Source organism: Pusillibacter faecalis (genome assembly GCF_018408705.1).
Taxonomy (GTDB): Bacteria; Bacillota; Clostridia; order Oscillospirales; family Oscillospiraceae; genus Oscillibacter; species Oscillibacter faecalis.
Map to the genome: position 1 here is coordinate 2776940 of NZ_AP023420.1, position 21689 is coordinate 2798628.

23 protein-coding genes are annotated in these 21689 nt (G+C 45.1%); 14 read left to right on the plus strand and 9 right to left on the minus strand.

Going from position 1 to position 21689, the window contains the following annotated elements; all coding sequences use genetic code 11:
- The first annotated feature begins 25 nt into the window (after nt 1-25).
- From KJS55_RS14000 to KJS55_RS14010, 3 genes are read left to right on the plus strand one after another with little or no spacing between them, the layout of a single operon-like run.
- Nucleotides 26-838 carry an AAA family ATPase gene (locus tag KJS55_RS14000; RefSeq protein WP_187030712.1) on the plus strand — a complete coding sequence of 271 codons (813 nt, stop codon included), beginning with the start codon at nt 26-28 and terminating at the stop codon, nt 836-838.
- A gap of 10 nt (nt 839-848) precedes the next feature.
- Nucleotides 849-2024 carry a VWA domain-containing protein gene (locus tag KJS55_RS14005; RefSeq protein ID WP_213543582.1) on the plus strand — a complete coding sequence of 392 codons (1176 nt, stop codon included), beginning with the start codon at nt 849-851 and terminating at the stop codon, nt 2022-2024.
- Between the two features lie 47 nt (nt 2025-2071).
- Nucleotides 2072-2656 (plus strand): class I SAM-dependent methyltransferase, encoded by a 585-nt coding sequence (locus tag KJS55_RS14010; protein ID WP_213543583.1) that lies wholly within the window; start codon nt 2072-2074, stop codon nt 2654-2656.
- Between the two features lie 147 nt (nt 2657-2803).
- Here the strand turns inward: KJS55_RS14010 and KJS55_RS14015 are convergent, their stop codons facing one another.
- Nucleotides 2804-3139 carry a hypothetical protein gene (locus KJS55_RS14015; protein WP_213543584.1) on the minus strand — a complete coding sequence of 112 codons (336 nt, stop codon included), beginning with the start codon at nt 3137-3139 and terminating at the stop codon, nt 2804-2806.
- A 589-nt stretch (nt 3140-3728) separates the two neighbouring features.
- On the opposite strand from KJS55_RS14015, the gene KJS55_RS17735 reads away from it, so the two are divergent.
- Nucleotides 3729-3809, plus strand: coding sequence for a hypothetical protein (locus tag KJS55_RS17735; RefSeq protein ID WP_428846521.1), 81 nt, complete (start codon nt 3729-3731; stop codon nt 3807-3809).
- Nucleotides 3810-4091: 282 nt separating this feature from the next.
- Here the strand turns inward: KJS55_RS17735 and KJS55_RS14025 are convergent, their stop codons facing one another.
- Nucleotides 4092-4919, minus strand: coding sequence for a MerR family transcriptional regulator (locus KJS55_RS14025; protein ID WP_187030722.1), 828 nt, complete (start codon nt 4917-4919; stop codon nt 4092-4094).
- Between the two features lie 79 nt (nt 4920-4998).
- On the opposite strand from KJS55_RS14025, the gene KJS55_RS14030 reads away from it, so the two are divergent.
- From KJS55_RS14030 to KJS55_RS14040, 3 genes are read left to right on the plus strand one after another with little or no spacing between them, the layout of a single operon-like run.
- Nucleotides 4999-5535: a GNAT family N-acetyltransferase gene (locus KJS55_RS14030; protein WP_187030724.1), complete on the plus strand. Its 537-nt coding sequence runs from the start codon at nt 4999-5001 to the stop codon at nt 5533-5535.
- Between the two features lie 14 nt (nt 5536-5549).
- Nucleotides 5550-7274 (plus strand): ABC transporter ATP-binding protein, encoded by a 1725-nt coding sequence (locus KJS55_RS14035; protein ID WP_213543586.1) that lies wholly within the window; start codon nt 5550-5552, stop codon nt 7272-7274.
- 1 nt (nt 7275) lies between these two features.
- The gene (locus tag KJS55_RS14040) at nt 7276-9015 is read left to right on the plus strand and encodes an ABC transporter ATP-binding protein (RefSeq protein WP_187030728.1); all 1740 of its coding nucleotides are present in this window, start codon (nt 7276-7278) and stop codon (nt 9013-9015) included.
- A gap of 487 nt (nt 9016-9502) precedes the next feature.
- On the opposite strand, the gene KJS55_RS14045 is transcribed toward KJS55_RS14040, so the two are convergent.
- Entirely contained in the window at nt 9503-11494 is a 1992-nt protein-coding gene (locus tag KJS55_RS14045) for an AIPR family protein (RefSeq protein ID WP_213543587.1), read from the minus strand.
- 1260 nt (nt 11495-12754) lie between these two features.
- Between KJS55_RS14045 and KJS55_RS14050 the strand changes: the two genes are divergently transcribed.
- The 6 genes from KJS55_RS14050 (at nt 12755) to KJS55_RS14075 (ending at nt 15577) form a co-directional block, all read left to right on the plus strand.
- Nucleotides 12755-13291 (plus strand): PadR family transcriptional regulator, encoded by a 537-nt coding sequence (locus tag KJS55_RS14050; protein ID WP_213543588.1) that lies wholly within the window; start codon nt 12755-12757, stop codon nt 13289-13291.
- Complete coding sequence (locus tag KJS55_RS14055) at nt 13291-13704, plus strand: YjdF family protein (RefSeq protein ID WP_213543589.1); 414 nt, start codon at nt 13291-13293, stop codon at nt 13702-13704. The genes KJS55_RS14050 and KJS55_RS14055 overlap by 1 nt, the downstream gene beginning before the upstream one ends.
- An 8-nt stretch (nt 13705-13712) precedes the next feature.
- Nucleotides 13713-13907, plus strand: coding sequence for a cysteine-rich KTR domain-containing protein (locus KJS55_RS14060; RefSeq protein WP_213543700.1), 195 nt, complete (start codon nt 13713-13715; stop codon nt 13905-13907).
- Between the two features lie 405 nt (nt 13908-14312).
- Complete coding sequence (locus KJS55_RS14065; RefSeq protein ID WP_213543590.1) at nt 14313-14735, plus strand: RNA polymerase sigma factor; 423 nt, start codon at nt 14313-14315, stop codon at nt 14733-14735.
- A 152-nt stretch (nt 14736-14887) separates the two neighbouring features.
- Nucleotides 14888-15118 (plus strand): hypothetical protein, encoded by a 231-nt coding sequence (locus tag KJS55_RS14070; protein ID WP_213543707.1) that lies wholly within the window; start codon nt 14888-14890, stop codon nt 15116-15118.
- Between the two features lie 51 nt (nt 15119-15169).
- Nucleotides 15170-15577 carry a recombinase family protein gene (locus tag KJS55_RS14075; protein WP_229600201.1) on the plus strand — a complete coding sequence of 136 codons (408 nt, stop codon included), beginning with the start codon at nt 15170-15172 and terminating at the stop codon, nt 15575-15577.
- Between the two features lie 180 nt (nt 15578-15757).
- Here KJS55_RS14075 and KJS55_RS14080 read toward each other — a convergent pair whose 3' ends face one another.
- The 3 genes from KJS55_RS14080 to KJS55_RS14090 form a co-directional block, all read right to left on the minus strand.
- On the minus strand, nt 15758-16465 hold the full coding sequence (locus KJS55_RS14080; RefSeq protein WP_213543591.1) for a restriction endonuclease: 708 nt from the start codon (nt 16463-16465) through the stop codon (nt 15758-15760).
- 161 nt (nt 16466-16626) lie between these two features.
- The gene (locus KJS55_RS14085; protein ID WP_213543592.1) at nt 16627-18222 is read right to left on the minus strand and encodes a recombinase family protein; all 1596 of its coding nucleotides are present in this window, start codon (nt 18220-18222) and stop codon (nt 16627-16629) included.
- Complete coding sequence (locus tag KJS55_RS14090; protein ID WP_213543593.1) at nt 18209-18787, minus strand: recombinase family protein; 579 nt, start codon at nt 18785-18787, stop codon at nt 18209-18211. The genes KJS55_RS14085 and KJS55_RS14090 overlap by 14 nt, the downstream gene beginning before the upstream one ends.
- 149 nt (nt 18788-18936) lie before the next feature.
- On the opposite strand from KJS55_RS14090, the gene KJS55_RS14095 reads away from it, so the two are divergent.
- Nucleotides 18937-19431 carry a YlcI/YnfO family protein gene (locus KJS55_RS14095; protein ID WP_213543594.1) on the plus strand — a complete coding sequence of 165 codons (495 nt, stop codon included), beginning with the start codon at nt 18937-18939 and terminating at the stop codon, nt 19429-19431.
- A 623-nt stretch (nt 19432-20054) separates the two neighbouring features.
- Here the strand turns inward: KJS55_RS14095 and KJS55_RS14100 are convergent.
- The 3 genes from KJS55_RS14100 to KJS55_RS14110 all read right to left on the minus strand — a co-directional run bounded on the left by KJS55_RS14100 (nt 20055) and on the right by KJS55_RS14110 (nt 21559).
- Complete coding sequence (locus KJS55_RS14100) at nt 20055-20438, minus strand: hypothetical protein (protein WP_213543595.1); 384 nt, start codon at nt 20436-20438, stop codon at nt 20055-20057.
- A 65-nt stretch (nt 20439-20503) separates the two neighbouring features.
- Nucleotides 20504-20866, minus strand: a complete 363-nt coding sequence (locus KJS55_RS14105) for a hypothetical protein (protein ID WP_213543596.1) — start codon at nt 20864-20866, stop codon at nt 20504-20506.
- Nucleotides 20867-21559 carry a hypothetical protein gene (locus KJS55_RS14110; protein ID WP_213543597.1) on the minus strand — a complete coding sequence of 231 codons (693 nt, stop codon included), beginning with the start codon at nt 21557-21559 and terminating at the stop codon, nt 20867-20869.
- Nucleotides 21560-21689 lie beyond the last annotated feature (130 nt).

Consider the following 21689-nt stretch of genomic DNA (forward strand, 5'->3'; position numbering starts at 1 on the left):
ATGAAACTTGATGAGGTGTTGTTTTATGGAAAATCAGTTCCGCGGCAGCGGTACCTATGTGGCAAGTGAAGAACTGCTGAAGGTCACGAATATTGCCATCGCACTGCAAAAGCCGCTTTTGGTAAAGGGTGAGCCGGGAACCGGCAAGACGGTTTTGGCACAGGCTATTGCAAATGCACTGCAGAAGAGACTGCTGATCTGGAATATTAAATCCACGACCAAGGCTCAGGATGGACTATATGTCTACGATGTTGTGCAGCGCCTCTATGACAGCCAGATGGGCGTGGGAGACATTGAGAAGGTTGAAAAGTATGTGAAACTCGGCAAGCTGGGAGAGGCGTTTTCCAGTGACGAGCAGGTGATATTGCTCATTGATGAGATCGACAAGGCAGACTTGGAGTTTCCCAATGATCTGTTGTGGGAGCTGGATCAGATGGAATTTGATATTTCGGAAACAGGCCGTACTGTGCGGGCAAAACAGCGCCCGATCGTCATTATCACATCTAATGCGGAAAAAGAGCTGCCGGATGCCTTTCTGCGCCGGTGCATTTTCCACTATATTGAGTTCCCTGATGAAGGCTTGATGTCCCAAATTATTCGCGTACATTATCCGGACCTGGAGGATGCCATGCTCACCCAGGTTTTGAAAGCATTCTATCAACTGCGGGCCATGAACGGTCTGCAAAAAAAGCCCGGCACCAGTGAGCTGCTGGATTGGATACAGGCGCTGCAGCTTGGGGGTGTGGACCCGGCCTGTTTGCACGAGTCATTGCCGTTTGTGGGGGCACTTTTGAAGAAGAACGAAGATATTGAACTTGTACGCCGCCGTCAGGAATGAGGGGGACAGAATGTTTGTGTCGCTTTTTTACCGTTTCCGTTCCAATGGACTGAAGGTTTCACTGGAAGAATGGCTGACGCTGATGAATGGTTTACAACAGGGGCTCCATGATTGTTCCTTGCATGGCTTCTATACGCTTTGTCGGGCGGTGGTGGTCAGCAGCGAGACAGATTTTGACCGCTTTGACCAGGTGTTTTTTGAATTTTTCCGGGGGATTGAGCCTCAAGAGCGGCTGCCGGAGGCGATGCTGCAGTGGTTGGAACATCCAGAGCTGACAAGGAGTGATTGGAAGCTGCTTGGGAAATTCACCAATATGCAGGTGGAGGAGATTGAAACACTGTTTGCCAAACGCTTGCAGGAGCAAAAGGAAGAGCATAATGGCGGACGCAAGTGGGTCGGGACAGAGGGGTATACGGCCTTTGGCAACCAGGGAGAGAAGATGTTCGGAATTCGGGTCGCAGGAGATTCTCGTTATCATTCTGCCTATCGGATTGCCGGAGAGCGGAGATATCGGGACTGGCGCACAGACTGTACCTTGGACTCTCGACAGTTTCAAATGGCATTCCGCAGTCTGCGCCAGCTGTCCAAGGAAACGGATGCACCAAAAACGGAATTGGACATAGGCGGGACAATCCGAAAGACCTGCGAAAATGCTGGGCGCATGGAAGTTATGTATACTCGCCCCAGAAAGAATATGCTAAAGCTTTTGCTGCTTATGGATTCCGGCGGATCAATGGAGCCGTATCAGCAGCTTTGCAGCTTGCTGTTTCAGTCGGTCAGCAAAGTGGGACATTTTAAGGATCTGAAAATTTACTATTTCCATAACAGGCCGGGGAGCCTTATTTATCAGGACCCTACGTTGACACTTTCCAGTGCTGTGGAGACGGAGGGTCTGCTGAAAAACCTCTCTTCGGATTACCGAGCTATTTTCGTGGGCGACGGGGAGATGTCCCTGCGGGAGTTACTAGGAAGAGATGGCGTATCATCTTCCAAAAGCGGATTAGATTGGCTGAAACAATTTAAAAAGAAATACCCGCATGCGATCTGGCTGCATCCGCAGGAGCCGCCGGTTGGCAGCAGCTATTGGACACAGTCGTTTCGTCTGATCGGGGAACAATTTGACATGTATCAGGTCACTGTAGAAGGGCTGACACAGGGGATGCGAAAACTTTTGGCAAATCGGTAGGTGGTTGCCAGACACTGAAAAATACAAAGCTGTGGGTAGGAGAAACCATGGACAAGGATGATGTGATCGCCTTTTTTAATCGCCGTGCTTTATCATGGGATGCGCGCATGGTGCGTGATGAACTGGTGATCCGTAAGATTTTGGATAATGCGGAGATCTGGGATGGATTGGATATCTTGGATGTGGCCTGTGGAACGGGTGTGCTCATATCGGATTACTTAGCCCGTGGGGTCAGGCATATCACAGGGATCGATATTGCGCCGGAGATGATACGGATCGCACAGGAAAAATTTCCGCAGAAACAGGTAGAATTGATCTGCGGAGATGCGGAGACCATGCCAAGGAAAAAACGCTTTGATCGGATTATGGTATACAATGCGTTTCCGCATTTTGAAAATCCTATGGTGTTGCTTGCTGCACTGACGGAACAGTTGAAATGCGGTGGACGCTTATCCATTGCTCATGGGATGAGCCGCGAACAATTGAAACAGCATCATACCGGCAGCGCCAGGGCAGTTTCTGTTGACCTTCCGACTGCAGAGATTTTAGCCGAAATGATGGAGAAATTTCACCTGTCTGTTGATGTTGTTATATCTGATGAAAGAATGTACCAAGTCAGCGGCAGAAAGTAATAGAAGCCCCAACTCCATAGTCAGGGGATTATATCCGGTGAGGGATAGAAAGAAAATAAGAGCGGTGTTGGGCCGCCTCGGCACACTGGCGGCGTTGCCATAGCCTGTCATGTACACAGTAGGGCCTCTAAAAAATATAATTGTGGCTCAGATAGAGAAATTCGCAGAGACATCTGCCGCCGTCAAGAAAGTTCTCACCTTGCAGGAATACTGCGAGATGTGGTCGACTTCAAAACCTGCTCCAAGTCCTACAAGATGAAGCGCCGGATTGAAAAACCGGGCCATCTTCCTCAATGTCCATGAGCCCGTGTGACTTAGGAAAAGGTACAAAATCTGCAAACCACCCGGCGTAGGCGATCTGCCGTCACGAAGGAGTCCAGCGCCTTTTGCGGCTATCTGAACTGCCAGGAGTGCGGCGGTAATTTGACTTTCCACTTCAACCAGAATAACCTCAACATCAACTTCTTTAGCTGCCAGAACCACAATTCCGGGCTCGTCTACCCACTATATCCGGCTGGACTTCTTGGAGAGGGTGGTGCTGGAGGGGCTCCACCGCCTAACCCGCTCCGTCAATGAGTATAAGGACGATTTTGCACAGGCCGTCGTGGGCGCTCCATGAAAGCGGCGAAGCGTGACCCGACAGCAGCAGGTGGTGATCCATTATCACTTTATCGGCGTGTTTATCGCCCCAAGCGCAAGGACATCCCCGAGGCCGCCATCCTCATGCAAACAAGAGAGGGAGTAGCGGTTCGCTACTCCCCGGAACAGACTGCAAGTTGAAGCGCCATAGCAATAAAAAAGCGGAGTGTCCTATAAGGACACTCCGCTTGGTGCGATTGTTCATAACGGATTTGATGAAAACACATTGAAACACCAGCAGGAACACACATTGCCTACAATCGGCACATTGGTAAGTCAGTTGGATTCCTCTTAATAATGAAGACAACATAAAAACACGGGAGGGAAACCAATGGGAAGTATTTATGAAATGACAAGAGGAACCTATCAAAAATAAGGAGACTATGAACTTCCAAACTTGAAGTTACTGCCTGAAGAAGGTCTGTTTATAGGCGTGTGGGGACAACGGTATCGGCAGCATTTCAGACAGAATCATCGTATTCTTTACGATAATCTGTTGACTGCCGGACATTAAACAAACATTTAGCAGAGGTAGATCGTCAGACGGAGAGTATGTTTCAAGCCATGGTAAAAACACTTTCCGAAAAGGGTGGATGAACCAATCATCCAGTTTTCAAAGGCGAGGCCGAAAAAATCAGGGCAAAATAGAACGAACCGGAGAAAGCAGTTTACTTTCTCCGGCTTTTCTGTATTGGCTTAGCCGGCAGACTATTTATGGATAGATGTGCCCAAAACAGTAAAACTCGATAGGGAGCTTCCCGAAAACCCGTACTTCAAAAATGTAAGCAATTTTTTATCATCTACTATTATTCGCTGTTTTGATGCCAACTGTAATCATAGTAATATAATCGTCACGGCTTTGCAGGGACATTTCGTTTAGCCCCTCCTCGTAGGAATATCCAACCAGCTCTATTTGATTTTTGTCCGCAAAAATGAGTATATTATGGTAAACCGTTTCAAGTTTGTTCCAGCCGCCTACACAGAAGACTCGCAGATAAGTTCCAGCAGGACGCACAGTATCGTAAATCTCTGTATCCTCTCTACCATAAGCAAAAAAGCAGTCGTAATCGGCATAGTTTCCGGCTAAGATTTTCTCAACTGAAATTCGGCTCCCGAAATTATCATAAAGACCGAAAAGGGATTTTAGCCGCAAAGAAAAATCTCCTGCCACCGCAAAGTCGTCATCGTCATAAGAGCCAGTGATAGGAGCGCTGAGTAAAATGCGTTGTTCGGGAAGTGTGACTGTTTTGATCTCTCCTTCCCTAGCCGTAAGGCTTAGGGACAGTTTTTTGGATTTTTGTTCCAAAAAGGCTTTGGTGTTCAGGAGTTCCCGAATAGATTTATCGATCAGAGCTTTTCTCTCTTCGATCAGTTCCGCGAAGGAGGCACCCGATGGCCTTTGCTGGTAGCGGATGATTTCTTCAATAGATAAGCCGATTTTTCTCAGTATCAGAATCAACTCCAGCTGCACTGTCTGAAAACAGGTGTAGTAGCGATAGCCGTTTTCCCCTTTGAATTCGGGAGAAAACAGACCGATTTCATCATAATAGTGCAGCGTGCGCTTGTTGACGCCATTGAGCTTTGCAAATTGTCCCGTGGTATATAAATATTTCTTGTTTTTCATCTTACCCCCTTGACATTACAGTTACTGTACAGCTTATCATACTGTATAGTGAATAAAATTGCAAGCGTGGAGTGTGAACATGGATATTTTAAATGCGAACCAAAAACCATGGAAAGAGATCAAAGAGATTTATATAGAAGCTTTTCCCAAGTCAGAGCGAAAACCCTTTTTTACAGTTCGACGTTCTGTAAATAAGGGAAAAGCGCTGCTGTTGACAGCAATGGAGAATGAAGCTTTGCGGGGCTTTGTACTGGTGATCCCTTACAAAAACATGGTGATGGTGGATTATCTGGCCGTTTCTTCAAAAACCCGCAGCCGTGGAACCGGAAGTAAAATTATGCAGGAAGTATGTCGGTATTTTCCCGGCAAAAAAATCGTTTTGCTGATTGAGCGGCCGGATGATACCGCCGAAAATAAAGACCAGCGGATTGCCCGCAGGAGATTTTATTTCCAAAACGGCTTCACCTCCTCAAATATTTATATCACCGGGCGCAGCGGAAATATGGAAATTTTAAACTTTGGTGGCGCAGTATCTAAGCAAGAGTATATGGAAGTGCAGCAGTATGCTCTGGGGAAGCTGATGTTCCGGCTGTCCGGCATCAGGCTGGCCGTCTAAGAAAGGAGTATTTTATGAGCACTATTTTTTCAAAGGTAAAATTGAAGGGGCGGCAGATCGCAGTGTTGTCCGTGCTGGTCTTGTTTGCTGCTATCGCAGAAATGATGCTGCCCTCGTTGCTTGCCCAAATGATCAATAACGGGGTAGCCGATTCTTCACGCAGCGCTGTTTTGAGCCTTGCCGCTGTCATGACGGGTGTTACGATACTGGCATGTATCGTCAATTTTTGGTCCGTGAAAATTGCTTCCCGCATTTCCACAGACTTTTCAGCAACACTTCGTGGACAGGTTTTTGAAAAGGTACAGAGCTTTTCAGCCGCTGAACTTGATAAGTTTGGTACAGCCAGCTTAGTTACACGAAGTACATCGGATATTACAAATGTTCAAAATTTTCTTACCATGCTTTTGCGGATCGGCATTCTTGCACCTATGATGGCGATAGCTGGCTTGAGTTTCTCCGCGGCGACCGGCGGACAGGTCAGCTCTGTCCTTACGGTTGCGATTCCGGTATTATTGGTGAGTTGCGGCATTATCATTCTGTTCGCTTCCCGTTATTCTGTAAAACTCCGGCAAAAGCTGGATCGGCTCAATCAGCTTTTTCTGGAATCGCTGGAAGGGGTTCGAGTCATCCGTGCTTTCAATAAGCAGCAGGCTGAACGCCGTCGTTTCGGCGAGGCAAATACCGACTATGCCGCAACAGCCATGCTATCCGGCCGAATTACTAGCCTTTTGCTGCCGGTTATCAATGTGATTTTCGGTGTAACCACAGCGGCGGTTTTGGGGCTTGGAGCCCGTTATGTCGAAACAGGTGCTATGGAGGTCGGTTCTCTGGTGGCGAATAGCCAGTATATCAGTATGGTACTGATGTCGGTGATGATGCTGGCCCTTGTGATCATGATGTTCCCCACGGCGTATGCCTGCGCGGGGCGCATTGCAGAAATGTTACAAACAGAAACAAGCATCCGGGACGGCTCGTTTTCATTGCAGGAGCGCCCTCTTCGTTCTACAGTAGAATTTCGTCATGTGACCTTTGCCTACCCCGGAGCACAGGAGCCGATTTTAAAAGACATCAGCTTTGAAGCGCACCCCGGAGAAATCACCGCCATTATCGGTGGAACGGGACGGGGAAAATCCAGTATCCTGAAACTGATCCCACGCCTGTACGACCCTCTGTTCGGCGAAGTGCTGATCGACGGCGTGAACGCAAAGGACTATGCAGTGGATGACCTTCGTTCTCTGATCGGCTATGTCCCGCAAAAAAATATTTTATTTTCCGGCGATATTGCCTCCAACCTCAATTTTGGAAAAGAAGACGGCACACAGCGGGATTGGCAGGAGGCGGCGAGAGTTGCATGTGCCGAGGAATTTATCCTGAAAAAGGAGAACGGGTATCATGACAGGATCGCCCAAGGAGGAACAAACCTTTCCGGCGGACAGCGCCAGCGAATGGCGATTGCAAGAGCAATTATGAAACAGCCCGAAATCTATGTGTTTGACGACAGCTTTTCCGCTTTGGACATGAAAACCGACCAAACACTCCGCAAAAATTTGAGAGCATCCATGAGGAATGCCACCATTATTATGGTGGCACAGCGGGTGAGTACGATTTTAGACGCCGACCGCATTTTAGTTGTTGACGATGGAAGGATCGTCGGTCAGGGAACCCATCAGGAGCTCTTGAAAAACTGCCCGCTCTATCGTGAAATTGCAGAAATCCAGTTGGGAAAGGAGGCTATCTGACATGAAAAAACATACTTTCAAACGGCTGTTAGGGTACCTGAAATCTCACAGGATACGGCTGTTTTTCGTCTTGCTGTTTGCTTCTGTCAGCACCATTTTCACGGTAATGGCCCCGTTCGTGATCGGCAAGGTCACGACAACCTTATTCGATAGCATCCGGGATGGCGTGTTTTACTGGGAAACCATTCTTTGGCTGCTTGCGGCGTTGGTATGCCTGTACCTAGTATCGCAGTTCTTTTCGTTTTTACAGGGCTTTTATATGGCGAAGATTACTGCCAATGTCATGCGTAAAATTAGAAGTGACATCGATGGGAAAATGCACAGATTGAAATTGAATTACTATGACACACATACCCACGGCGACATTCTCAGCGTAATCACCAACGATGTCGATACCATCAATAATACCGTCAGCCAGAATCTTACTTCCATTGTTACGCAGGTGATCACAGCAATCGGTATCCTTTTGATGATGCTGGCAATCAGCCCAAAGCTGACGATCATTCCAATCATCATGGTGCCGCTGTCGCTGCTCAGCGCAGCGGGCGTTATGAAGGCTGGAAGCAAATATTATGAAAAACAACAGGAGCTGTTAGGGCGGCTCAATGGATATATTGAAGAAATGTACAACGGCCAGCAGGTTGTCCAATCCTTTAGCTATCAGGGCAGAGCAAAGCAGAACTTTTCTGCTTTGAATGAGGAATTGAAAAACAGTTCCTACAAAGCAGAAACAACCGCAGGAGCTGTCGGCCCAATTACCACCCTAGTCAATGATATGGGTTACGTGGTTTGTGCTGTAATCGGCTGTCTGGGTGCTATTGGCGGCCTTATCACGGTAGGAAATGTACAGGCTATGTTGGAGTACACCCGCCGGTTTGCCGAACCGTTTTCCTCGTTGGCAGGTATGGCAGGAAGCTTTGGCGCAGCCAAAGCTGCAGGAGACCGTATTTTTGCTTTGCTGGACGCAGAGGAAGAGTTACCGGACGCAGAACATGGTATCATTCCAAAAGATCGCTCCGGCAGCGTGACGTTCCAAAATGTTCGGTTCGGATATACACCTGACCGTATGCTGATGAACGGTGTAAATCTGATAGTCAAGCCCGGCCAGAAGGTTGCGATTGTGGGACCGACCGGCGCGGGCAAAACCACGCTGATCAACCTGTTGATGCGCTTTTATGAGATTAACGGCGGAACTATCACGGTGGACGGCGTCAATATACAGGATATGCCAAGAGAAGAACTGCGGGACCGTTTCGGCATGGTGCTGCAGGACACATGGCTTTTTGAGGGGACGATTGCCGACAACGTGGGATACGCAGAAGAAGGTATGAACAAAAATAAAATTGTCGCTGCGGCAAAGTCGGCCTGTGCGCATAATTTTATCAAAACGCTACCCAATGGATATGATATGGAACTTTCCAAAGGAGCGGAAAACATTTCACAAGGAGAGCGCCAGCTTCTCACTATCGCCCGTGCTATCGCTTCCGATCCGGAAATTATGATTCTGGATGAGGCCACAAGTAATGTGGATACCCATACAGAGGTTTTAATCCAGCGCGCCATGGCGCAGCTTATGAAAGGACGCACTAGCTTTGTCATTGCCCATAGACTTTCTACCATTCGTGATGCCGATATGATTTTGTACATGGAGGATGGTAGTATTAAGGAAGTCGGAAATCACGACGAACTGATGGCAAGGGACGGGAAATATGCGGCCCTTTATAACAGTCAATTTGCATAATCATAATTACATATAAAACAACTGTCAAATTCAAAGAGAAAAAATAAATTCCCGTAGGCGGTCGATACGCCTACGGGAATTTTTTGTAAATATAAACTAATGTTTACGCTTGCTTTTCACATCTTTTCGTATTTTTCTCTCGGGATAGATTTGGATCTTTTTTCCAACGCACAACTAATTTGTTGAACAAAAGACGGATCATTGTATGGAGAAATTCGAAATTCATAATCCATAGTAGTATCGCCTTGTAATGAGATATTGTGAGTGAAATATAGCATAAAAGAGTGAAAAAGGCAAAGTAGAAGCTTTAATTCCTACCCTTAGCACATTTTCACCAGAAATGATAAATCCGAACACATTACCCATCTGGATAATGTAGTTCGGATTATCATTGTTTGGTCGGAGTGTCATTTAAGGGCTTCAGAAAATCACAAACGCAAAAATGGTATTCAGGTACGGATAATCAGTATTCCATAAAATTTGCCTATCAAACTGGAACAACATCAACAGCTTTATAATTTCCAAATTTATCTTTGACTATGCTGTATAAAACTTCATGTGCATATAGATTGGAGAAATTTAAACCTGGATTATCCTGTTCGTGAAAGAAAATGTTGTCTGGTAACCTGGAAATAAATCCATAGTATCTTCCGTTTCTATCAAATCCGGTTTTAATTACCGTTCCACGATACTGCAGAGGTTTCTCTTCGATTATATCTACTTTCTGCTGGGTATGAACATACTCTCTTAGATAATTGAAGAATTCAGTAGAGTCTTTCATCCCATATTTGTAGCTCTGACCCTTCTCTTCGATCCACTCTTGCTGAGCATTTGTAAAGAGCCGACAGGTCCTATTTAGAGTTTCATTCCATGTTTTTTCATCCAGAAGTTTCTCTTTAAGCTGTTCGCAGTACTTGTCAATTTCTTTTTCATTATTTATTGTCGGGGTATTGGGGGCCAATAATTCTTTTACTAACCAACAAAGATGCATCCTATATGGAACTAGTTCTTTAGGAATTGTATTTGCCCTATATTCGTGTTCAATCATAGAAAAGATTAGGGCTGCCATATAATATGGGTATTTTGATTGTGAGTCGACAAATATTTTGTTGCGGTATTCTTGTAGAAGTTTTGATTCATGCCTGTGCCCTTTAAAGGGTTCACTCAAAAAAACACTCACAAAACTTTGCAAAATTCCTCGCAAATTTACTTTTTCAAAAGGCTTAATAGTTGGATTATTAAAGTATTGCTTGGAACGCCGTTCATAAAATAGCTTTATGCCTGTCTCCGTTGCAAGGGCATTAAACAAGTCTTCTAAATCTTTGTGGAACTGTCTGGTGATTTCAAAGGCCTCATCATATACAATGTTTTGGCGGTTTGTGCCCTTTACAATACTATTTGTAATCTCTAGGCTTCTCGTTGCAATTACTTTAGCAATTATCGTCACATGGGATAAATCGTACCCATGTTTGCTTGCCTCGTAAATTACATTGCAGGTTTGGCAGCCGTTAACAACTTGAGGATTTTTAATTGTTATTTTGCGGTTACCGCTCCCAATTTCATCACAAACAATAGTAATTCCATTGTTAAGAAGCACAAAGCTAAATGGATCATTTTGAATTGTGGTTAGAATATCTTGGTTAATCGTTGTATCCCCTTGATAATCTCTCACATTATCATCAAATAGGCTTTTTCTAATGAGACCTTCTTCCGATACAAGAAGTTTTAATAGCTCTGTGGCACTGCAAAGAACGATGCTTGAATTATCAACATCATCAACAGCGGTTAGTGAAAATGTATCTATGACATTCAAAACAACAGAAAAAGCGTTCTCGTTCTCGTCAATAATTCTCTTGAAACTACTCGTATCTATATATTGGATAGCTATATCACCATAAGTTTCGAGGGCAGCTATATCTTTTTCTATCTTTTGAGAAATTGCAATTATGTGGGGGCTTTCTTCCCAAGTCCCCATCACAACATAATAAAGTCGAACATCTGGATTTCGCGTCCAGCGCATCATAACTTGATCGCTCATTAAATATTCTTTTATAGATAGCCATTCCTGAATGCTATCATTATTAGGCTGGAAATGATCTTCTCCTAAAAAGTCAACAACACCATTTGTAAATTTGGCATATTCTCCTGAGTCGAACTTTTCTTTGTATTTTGACTGGATAAAAATAAATTCAATGTCTGCTTTATTGTATCTTTCAAATATATCCTTTGCATCCTGTAAAGTATGTATGAGCAAACCGTTTAGCTTAATGCAAATTCCGTCGAGCCCCATATCGTTTTGCCCACCGACGCAAACGGCATCCAAAAGTGAGTCGTCTACACTAAATGCACCGGGTTGATGGGTCGACAGGATAACTTGATTAGCAAATCTTTCAAATGCTACTCCATCTGATACATTTTGAAGCTCATAATCTTCACGGAATTTGGCGAGTTTTACTCGGACTATCGGTTGTAATTTCATGGCAATTCCTCCAAGTTATATTTCGACAGATATTCCAAGTTTAATTATTATACATTATATCATATTTAGTCGAAATGTCCACAAAATGCTTGCTGTAGTTAATTGCAAATCAAAGCTTTTCCAAAGAACCATAAAGCCCACTTCATCGCATTACAGTAATTTGGGACAAAATGTCCCAAACTGGTTCCCTTTACATGGCTCGGGTAGTATATCCCCCGTCGCCGCATATTGTTCAGAACAGCCGGGAGCTGTCTGTCAAGGGTGCATAACACCGCCGTTATACGGCGGCTTGCCCTTGACTGACGGCCCCGGTTGTTCTATTTTCTGGCGGTGTGACGGGGGAATATCCTCCAGAGCCGCCCCCTTTCCCAATCTTGGGAAAGGGCGGGGGGATAGGGTTGAACACCACGGAGGTTTTACTTATGAATTTTACCAACAGCCCCTATGAGCGCATGATGAAAGAAGTCCCTCACTATTAAGAAGCCCGCCCCGCAGAAGGCCCCGGAAGAATCGCCTTGTGCGGGGTGATCTTATTGGAGGGGGATTACCTGTGTTTTCTGCTATCGAAAGCACCTCAAAAAGCAGTGCTAATAATTTAGCATTTGGCCCAGAATGGAGCTTGGTTTGCAAGGGGGGCTGAGCACAGTTTTAGCGGGGGCAATATGATTTCCTTACCCACCCTCGATCTTCTAAAATACTGCTAACATTTTGTTCCGGAGCAGCGGAGGCGCTGCGTGGAAAACTAAGCTGTAAAAACACCCCGTCTACAAGGGCCTGCGGGCATAGTTTTAGAGCGGCTAATACAATTCCCTTACTTGCTTATTTTGGACGAAACACTTTCCACATCTGGCGAACTGGGGACGGTTAAGCCCATCCGCTAGCATTTCTCTTTGGGACAATTTGTCCCAAAGTTAAGGCCTTTGGGCCGCAGACAATTACATCGGGGCTCCCGCCGAAGCCCAGCGCCAGCGGGTTCGGTGGGGAGAGGAGGCGCAGCAGAGCGAGGGAGAAAGCGGCTTTGGCCGGTTGCGAAGGATGCGGAGCTTGCGCCGACGAGGGTTTGGGGAAGCTCCCCAACAAGCGTTTTTTGTAGCATCTCGGGCTGCAAAAAATAGCAAGTGTGGCCACACTTGCCCTGCTTGCTGTTAGTGTACTCCCGTATAACCTCTATGGATTTGACGTGACTTGTCTGCCTTTTCTTCGTTGACTTTTTCTATAATTTATAGTATTATACTTTATAGTAAAGGGGGGATGATATGTATGTCATCCATTGATTTAGTGATTTTGGGGATTGTGCTGGAAAAGCCCCAAAGTGCCTATGACATTCAAAAAGATATTGAGTACCACAATTTCTCCCGCTGGACAAAAATCAGCATCCCATCTATCTACAAAAAAGTGCTCCAACTAAAAGAAAAAGGCTATCTTACGAGCGATGTGGTAAAGGGAGAGCGGTTTGCTGAAAAGGCAATTTACTCGATTACCGATGCCGGGAGAGCCTACTTTGAAACGCTGATGGACACTATCGCTGAACAGAATGTGCCGCTTACCTTTGACTTCAATGTGGTGATTACGAACCTCAACAAAATGGATCGCCCTCATGCCCAAGCCCTTGTCAGCAAGCTGCGGAAAAGTATTCTTGCATCTGCGGAAAAAAACGAGGGGTATGCACAGCAATATGCAGACATTCCCTTGGTAGGCCGGACAATCTTTGACCAACAGCGCCTTTTGTATCAAGCGCTGTTGGCATGGCTGGATTCTTTTTCGACCCAGTTTTCCGAAGAAGGGAACGCCACGTAATGGCACGAAGTACCCTAACGGTATTCTTTGAAAATCCATTTTGGGTCGGGGTCTACGAGCGTGTTGACGGCGATCGATATGAGGTTTGCAAAATTACTTTTGGAGCGGAGCCAAAGGACTATGAGGTATGGGATTTCCTGCTCAAAAATTGGAGCAAGTTGAAATTCAGCCCACCCATCAAAGCTGAACGAGTTGAGGAGCGGAAGATCAATCCCAAACGAATGCAGCGGGAGATCCACAGTAAGTTGCAGGAGCCCGGAATTGGGACAAAGGCACAGCAGGCATTGAAATTGCAGCATGAACAAAACAAATTGGAGCGTAAAACCATAAGCCGTGAGCAGCGGGAAGCAGAAAAAGAACGGCAATATGAATTACGCCCACAGAAAAAGCGGGATAAACATCGGGGCCGCTGAATGGGGGGATCAACACGGAAAAACGAGATTGGATTTTATGCCCGGCGTGTGGCAGCAAAACACGCCTGCAAATACGGTCAGATACCGAACTGATACACTTTCCTCTGTACTGCCCCAAGTGCAAGAAAGAGTCATTGATCAATGTAAAACAGCAAACGGTATTGGTTATCAAAGAGCCAGACGCTTTAACGCAGAGCCGATAACACAGGATCAAATCCTGATGTTATCGGCTTTTTCATGTTTATATCGCCTTATTATCTGCCCGGCGGCAGAAAAGAAAAAACCGCCGTGGGCAGATCATTCACTATGCTCTAAGGCAGGACACGGCGGTATCCGGGAGGTATCGCCGTGTCCTTTTCCTTTTTCCATCCGCCTAATCTGTCAAAAAAGCCCGTCCGCACTATGGGGACAGTCCGGCAGCGGATGCGAAATATGGCAGTACCTAAATAAATTTGTCATTTCATGCGCTTACGTGTCGCCTTGCCACACAGGCGCATTTCATTTTCTTTACTTTGGGACAACTTGTCCCAAAGTAAGTCCCCGCTGCCGATCCCCACCAGCTTCGTTCAGATCGCCCATTCACAAAAATCTGAACGGAGGTACATAAAATGACTACCATCAATCTCAAAGACTTTTACCCTTGGTACACCCAGGATGAATATACGGAAGTTTCCGATGAAGTGGCAGAAGAACTGAGAGCCAACAAGCGGTATGAGGCCGCCTATCGCCGCCGTGTGACCCGCAACAAGGCACAATACTCCTTGGACTGTGACGACGGGATCAAGTATTCCGCCTGTGTCTTTGAGCCGTCCCCGGAGGAATTGGTGCTGCGAGCAGAACGATTTTTCTATCTTTGGAACGCATTGAACACCCTACCCGAGATGCAGGGACACCGTGTGGAGGCTTGTGTCATTGCCGACAAAAGCTATGCCGAGGTTGGTCGGGCCGAGGGCGTACATAGCGGCTCGGTGCGCGGCTCCGTCCTGCGGGGCCTTGAGAGCATGAAAGAATATCTGAAAGAAAACTGGTAATGACGGTTAAAATCATCCGATGTTTTGTCCTTGGTGTATGAGGGGTGAACTTTGGGACAAGTTGTCCCAAAGTCCCCCTCATGGGAAAGAACCGAGGGGCGGTGCTGTGCGCCGTCCCTTGGTTTTTATCTATCTGTGCGAAAGGAGGCGTAATGCCGGAGCAGTACACCTATCAAGTGGGCAAAATCAATTTCATTGTTACCCCGGTCTATAAGGACAAGCGGTCGGGCGAAACGATGAAAGACATCCTCTTAAAGCTCATGCTGGCAGACTTGGAAAGCGGCGACATCCTTAACATCGGGGGTAAGCGGAGGTACAATATACTTGGAAATACTGATTGTCCGACACTCGAGGAAGGAGGCAATTTTGAAACTGTCGGATAATCACAAGCTTGGCACGCCGCCCTCTACTGTCGGCTGAGCCGTGATGATAATATGGACACCGAGTCCAACAGCATCCAAAATCAGAAGAAATTACTGCAAAAGGTAGCGCGGGAAAAAGGCTATACGGACACCTTGTTTTTCGTGGACGATGGCATTACCGGCACCACCATGAAGCGGCCCGGATTTCAGAAAATGCTGACCGCAATCGAGGCCGGGTACATATCGGCTGTATTTGTCAAAGACCTCTCCCGGTTGGGCCGCAACTACATAGAGGTCGGCAAGCTGACAGAGGAATTTTTCTCGCAGTACGATGTGCGCTTGGTTGCCGTTTCCGATGGTGTGGATAGTGATGAGGGCGAGGATGATTTCACCCCGTTCAAGAACATTATGAATAATTTGTTTTGCTTTTCAACGATGCTTACCAACATCCCATGCAACGGCGCACCATACAGCATTTAGAGCTAAAATAATTAAGGGTCAAGTCCTTAACCATTTAAGGCACTTGACCTGAAAAGAAAACACCTGTAACAATCTCGCTACGAGAGCGGCTGTTACAGGCGTTTTCTTTTTGGGGGTGTAGTTTGTTGCCCGTTGTATTGCAAATGCGAGAGAACGCACGAGAGTAGGCAAGAGCGGCAACTATGAGGACAGGTAATAGTTATCTGCATTATCTAGCTTACTCATTAACTGGCGGATTTTGTGCCGTCCCCATACTTTAATGCCTAGTTGCCTTGCTTCGCTTTCCGCTTGTGCTGTAAGTGTGCTTGTAGTGATAATCACCGCTATATCACACTCATAAATTGCCTTCCCCTTGTAGGTCTGACCTATGGCAACAGCATCTACCTTTGTGCTATTCCAGCGTTTGCATTGAAAACCCCAGTTTATATCATCTTTTTGTGCTGTAATATCTATGCCGTGGTCGCCAGAGGCGGAAGTAACCTGTATATTGTCCCACCCATTAACACGGAGTAGGTCGGCGCAAAAATGCTCGAAATCTACACCGCTCATTTTATCTATAAAGATAATTGTGCAAGAAGGTAAATTTAAATCATTTTCATAATCGTTCCCATCATCCTCTTCGCTCTCACCATATATTCCCAATCGCTCTTTCAGGTGAATAAACCACTCACGATTATTCAGCCTAAAAATCCATTTAACAAGAAACCACAGCCCTTTGAAGAAGAAATAGTAAAAGGCAACGCAAAGTAGTAACAAATCTTTTATGCAGTAGTAGATGATGACAAGTAGCTGAAAACAATGCCTATTAAATCCTCGATAACTATTCTTGTGCAAATAAAAAGGCAATCGTTCTGTCCAGTCCATCTCAATAATTTTAAGCAACTTCATAGTACACCTCTTTTGCTATATGGGCAAAATGATCCAAAAAATATCTTGCGTAATGGTGTAGTTTAATAGCCAATCCCCTTCAGGCCAAATAGATTATGAAACCTTACGCTGGGTCTGATATTTCAAATACCTGTGTTTTTCAACCAGTCTATCGACTTCCTCTATACCCTTATATTTCCGTTAAGAGTTCCGTCGGAGTTGATTATAATACTCTCCAATCCTGCAATTTTTTCTTCTCGGGTTATTGTCTTGAATTTCTTACGCCATAGTTCCCTCTGCTCTTGTAGGTATTCTATGGTTTTATTTACTGCCGCTATATCCTCCTGGACTTCCTCATTAGAGCGTGATAGCTGCTTTATTGCAAACAACAATCGTTCTTCCTCCATTTTTAGCGGTTCTGTCCGTTCATCTAACTGCGCTTTGCTAAACATATCGGACATATACAGGTCTAAAAGTTTGTCTTTCTGCGCTGTTATCTGTGCAAGCTGTTCTTTCATATCGTTTACTTGCTCGGCAGTCTGCTTATCAATCTGGCTTTCCAGCGCCGCCCGGATACCCTCTAATTCTTCCATACCTCTAGAAAACCGGAAGAGCAGACCGTTACCGAATGCCCTGCTTTGCATATAGTGGTTTATCTTCGTTTCTGAAACATTGGGGTTACTGCATAGCATGACCCGGTTTCCGTCTTTATCCCTGCTCATGGTACGCTTTGTCTTGCATGCGTATGTCCGTACCCTGCCGCCCACCGACTTGATATAGTCGCTACCAGAAGAAAAGTAATGTGCGCCGCAACAGCCGCACACTAATTTCCCTGCAAAGTCCGTCTTGCCTGTGTATATGCCCCTGCGCTCCTTGTGCTGTACCTTGCTCTCAAGCGTTCTCTGCGCTTTTTCAAAGGTAGCCATATCCACAATAGCGGGAACCTTATCCGTTTCAAATATCACGGCTCTGCCCGTTTCTCGTACAGGGTGTTTTTCAAAGATTAGACCCGTTGTAAACTTCTTTCTTACCCCTCGCCCCGTGTAGGTTTCATTCCGTAGCATTATCAGCAGACTTCTTCCGCTGAATGGCTTTCCCTGCCGTGTCAATATGCCACGCTCCGTCAAATACTCGCTTATTCTCTGTACCCCCATACCCTTATTGGCGTACAGGTCGAATATCAGCCGCACAACCTCTGACTCGTTCTCTCTTATCTCCAGCCTGTTCTCCGGCTTTGGATAATACTTATAGCCGTACAGGTTGCCGTGAGTATGGATATTCCCCCGCTTGATACCCTCCTGTATGCCAAACAGCACTTTGCGGTTCTTGTCCCTGCTCTCGTTCTCGTCCAGCACCTGCAACATCTGGACTACCATAATATCGGCGTCCCGCTCGGTAGATAAGCCTGTGTCTACAAAGTCCACATATACGCCATTCTTGCGGAGCGTTTTCAAAAGCATATCGGCGCTGACATTCCGGGCAAACCGGCTGGTATTCTTTATCAAAATACGGCTGAACTTCGGCTTGCCTATAATGCGGAATAAATCACCGTCCATTTGCGCTTTGTCAATCCCTGCGTCTAAAATCATCTTGTCAAACTCCGGGCGCTTTAGGCTCGTACCGCTACGCCCCCGATCTGTATATAGGTGGACAAGTTCATAGTTTCCGTTTGCCCCGAACTCCCGCTGAAAATAGGCAATCTGGTTTTCAAAAGAAGTCAACTGCTCTTTGTCTTTTGTGCTGACACGGCAGTATGCACATACCTTAATCCTTGCCATGCCCCAACATCCTCTCTTTTCTTTTTCTTATGGCATTATAGAGCGTCCCCTGTGCAATCCCGCATACTTCGCATATCTCGGAAATGCTGTGGGTCTGTGCATCGTATAATTTTAACGCCTTATCTATCGTCTTTTGGTCTTTGGGCGGTCTGCCGCCTTTACGCCCTCGCGCTCTCGCCGCTTGCAAACCTTCATTTGTCCTCTGTACAGTCAAGTCACGTTCAAATTGGCATAAAGCGGATAGAACAGTAAGGAGCAGTTTGCCGGTGGGGGTGCTAATGTCAATACTCTCTTTCAGGCTGACAAATATCACACCGCGCCTATCAAACTGCTCCACTAAGTTAAGTAAATCCTTTGTAGACCGCCCCAATCGTGAAAGGCTTTCAACAACCACACTGTCACCCGCCCGGAGCTTGTCTAACATTCTATTTAGTTCAGGCCTATCCCGTTTTGTGCCTGTTATTTTTTCAGTCAGAAGTTCATCAATGCCATAGTTGTTCAGGGCATCAATCTGTCTGTTTAGGTTCTGCTCTTCTGTGCTTACCCGCGCATATCCAAAAGTCATATTGCCATCCCGCCTTTACAAATAACTATTTACAAAAATACAATAACATCCTATTTCCTGTTTTACAAGTAAATTTTAACTATTTTTATGCTTGTATTTTGCGGGACAAAAATAGATTAAACTAAGTATAGGAAAGGAGATGGGCGAGCGTGTTTATTATTCAAAAGAACGGAGCCTCTAATAAAACTATCCGAATGCCAAATGCTCTTATTGAGCAGTTAGACGAGTTGGCCGCGAGTGAAGATATATCCTTTAACCAACTTGTGGTTCAGTGTTGTGAATACGCTCTTGCCAACCTTCCTGTAAACAACGGAAAGATTACCTGCACAGAGCAGTTTATAAGCAAAAAGAAGCAAATAAAAGCTGAGTTTCAAAAATATATGGCGAAACGCTCAAACGCAAATGAAGCAACTATACTACAAATATTTTCTGATGCTATATACGCTACCCAGCACCGCCATGCTGACCTTGGCATAGATTTGTATAGTGTTCTAATTGGCAAAGTAGATATAGACGAGTATCGTAATGCACTCGAAAAATATTTTATAAAAATTGGAAGGCAGAACCCTGAATATCATGCCCGCAACTATGCTAACTGTACCAAGCAGTTAAAAGAGTTTATGGAAGAAACTGAATTGATTTGAAAAAAGGCCGAAATAAAGACGAGAATACTATTTGGGCAATTATCCTATTGTTTTATCACTCAAAACCGGCCCCCCTCCCACCTGTTCAAAGCCTATGCAAGTACAAGCTGTTTTGTTCAGTCTCACTGTGTATCATCTTCCTGTTTACTGATCTGCAAAGGCAAACCATGCGGATTTTCCGCTTATTGCACAGGCTTTCGTAGTATTACAATATTCGATTGTTTTTTGTAACTTTTATTGAGCGTATGAGTATACCCGTTATCCGCTATTTTGCAATTACAAAAAATTTTACAAAAAACAATCTACATTTTTCCTCCGATTTTTATAATTTTATGCTACTCAATTTTAGCGGGGTGCTTGTCTTACGCATGTTTATCTTTTTAATTTAATGTCTAATTTTTCCAAAAACGAAACTACATATAAAAATCAGGAAGCGGCTATGCAGTTTAACACTGTATAGCTGTTTTTAGTCCTCCAACTCATCTTCTCCAACAAAAATAATGACCTTTGCCCCCTGTGGTACTTTCGCTAATTCCGATTTCCTCGGCTGGCCGAAAAACAAATAGTATTCCTGGTTGCTGTACGCTTTCCGCTCCAACCACTTTAGGCGTTTCAATAAGGTCTTACTTTGCATTTAAACTGTCCTCCAATCGTTCCATCCGAGTCAGTATATCTCTGTTGTCTGCATAACGGGCAGCATAGTTGAAAATAAGCTCCGTTGCCCTTAATTTCGCATTTGTTGATGTTTTTGGATCATTCAATATATCAATGACTTTTCCTACAGCTACTTCCAAATGGCTTGAAAGTTGCGTCCACGCCGCATTTACAATTTTCGTTTTCATTTGCTCTAAAGCATACTGAAAATCATCATTTTTCAAATAATTATAGCCCGTTGTGCGGTTGATGCCTGCTACTCGGCAGGCTTGCGAAAGATTGTCCGTTCTGGCATACTCCATGAGGAAAGCGGACTGCTTTACAGTTAATCCTGCAATCTTTTCAATCTCCAATAAAAACACCCCCCAAAATATTTATTGTTGGCTTTTGCTTACTTCTGCTCCTATCCTGCCTGAACTCAAAATATGTGTGCATTAGCAAAGTTGGAAGTATTGGGCTTACTTTGCGTACTCTCGCGCCCGCTCTTGCTGTATTCCACATCTTCTAATACATCAATAGCAGCCATAGTGTCTGTGGCAATCTCGCCTTGCTGTGACAGCGAGATAGGCAACTGCATGCTGTCCTCTTGCTTGCTTTCTACTGGTTTTAGTACAGGTTTGGCAGGAGTTTCAGTTATTTTTTGTGGCTTTGAATAGAAATCCAAAATTTCCGAAATCCTGTTATCAGGTGTGCATTTCTGTTTCATCTTGCACTCTGCAAAGTTCACCAAGCAGGCCATAGTGTAGTTTCTTTGTTCAGAAACAAATTTGTTATGAAACATTTACATATCCTCATTCTGGCCTAAAGCGGTGGTTGGTTCTTCCATCGGCTTGCTGTATACTCCATCGAAGTAATACCCGGTAGCCTGTTCTGCGGCATCCTGACTTACCCTCTCATTTGCCTGTTTCAGCATAGCATCACCAATAATGGCATTGAGGTAGAACGGTGCAATCTCTTTGTCAAGCCTATCTAACTTTTCCGCCTTTTCCTCATAAAATCGCTTTTCCCAAACGCTCGTGGCATTTGCGGCCGCTTTAGTGTAGTACGGCTTTACATCTTCTCTTACGTCCCCATCGTTTGCTAAGAACATAATTGCTCTTGCACCAACCTGGGTATTGATGTACTCGTCCAGAATACGCCTGATTAAAGCGGGCTGTCCTTGGCACTCGTTGAGAATGCGGGTCTTAATAAGCGTTTGCAAAAACTGTAAATCTGCTATGTCACGCTTAGAAAGGTTATGGGTAAAGTTCGTATTTTTAATTGTGGTATACTGCGCCATCCTCTTGCTGATTTCGCCATTATTCTCTGCAACTGCCAAAGCCAACATATCCCGCCATTCACGGTTAAACTGGAAAATAGTTTCTTTCAGCCACTTATCCGTATATCCCTTATCCCGTTGTTCCTGCTTTAGCCCATCTACCACCTTACCATAAAGATTTTGCCCAATAAGATCTTTAAGTTGATACTGTTTCATGCTTGACCCTCCATATTTCATATACTGTTGCAAAATATAATTACCGTCCCTGTTCTATAAACCCTTTATTATTACATTACAATTCAGTCCCCAAAATCAACCGCTCCCAAAGCACCTTATATACCATATT